Source organism: Aerococcus sp. L_32, assembly GCF_050689315.1.
In genome coordinates this window covers 1-958 of sequence record NZ_JBOEQF010000683.1, presented here as the reverse complement: position 1 = coordinate 958, position 958 = coordinate 1, and the positions used below count along the sequence as shown (strand labels likewise).

1 protein-coding gene is annotated in these 958 nt (G+C 45.1%); it reads left to right on the top strand.

Annotated elements, in window-relative coordinates:
• Nucleotides 1-121: 121 nt before the first annotated feature.
• The coding region (locus ACRCJ0_RS15710) for a PLP-dependent cysteine synthase family protein (RefSeq protein ID WP_431391120.1) at nucleotides 122-958 on the top strand (837 nt) is incomplete at its 3' end.

The window sequence follows — 958 nt, the reverse complement described above, 5'->3', positions numbered from 1 at the left end:
TCAATTCACAGCTGAAGATTTAAAAGGCATTGAAGACCAAGCTTAAGGTCAAGGTTTGCTATAATAGGCACAATCAACAAGGCTATGCAATCATTTTATAGAGAAAGGTTTGAGCTAGAACATGGAAGTTACAAATTATATGAGTCAATTAATCGGAGAAACACCATTACTGAAATTGCAACGAATAGTCCCATATAAAGCCGCCCAAGTATACGTCAAACTCGAAACAGCTAACCCAACCGGATCAATTTACGACCGAGTTGCCTTAAACATGATTGAAGTAGCGGAAAATGAGGGTCGCTTACAAGCGGACCAACAAATTGTGGTCGCAGCCACAGCCGAAGTTGCTGCCTCTTTCGCCTTACTAGGAGCGAGCAAGGGTTATGATACAAAGGCCTTTGTCCCAGATACAGCCACTCACCATGACTTGACAGTCTTACGTGCATACGGGGCTCAAGTGCAACTAATACCCGGCAAACAAGGTGTTGTAGATGCGATGACCCAAGCGCGGGCTTACGCTGAAGCGGGTAACCACCTATTTATCGACGTTTATGATGATGAGGGCAACGCTGCCGTCCATGAAAAAACAACAGGACCAGAAATCATCGAAGTCTTAAACGGCGCGCCAGATGCCTTTGTATCAACCATCGCAACTGGTGGAACGATGACGGGTGTTGGAACAGCCCTTAGACAGGAAAACAAGGACATCCAACTCTATGCGGTAGAAGATAAGGATAGCAAATTCTTGTCAGGTGAAATGGCTAAGCCAAGTGTAGCTACTGGATTCAACCCAGGTTTATTGCCTTTGAATTTGGATACCACTTTATACGACAGTATTGTAGCTATTGATTTGGCCAAGGCCAAAGAAACTAGTCGTTTGTTAGCCATCAATGAAGGTTTATTGGTAGGGCCAGCAGGTGGTGCGGCAGTTGCAGCAGCTATCGCAGTGGCTAAAACA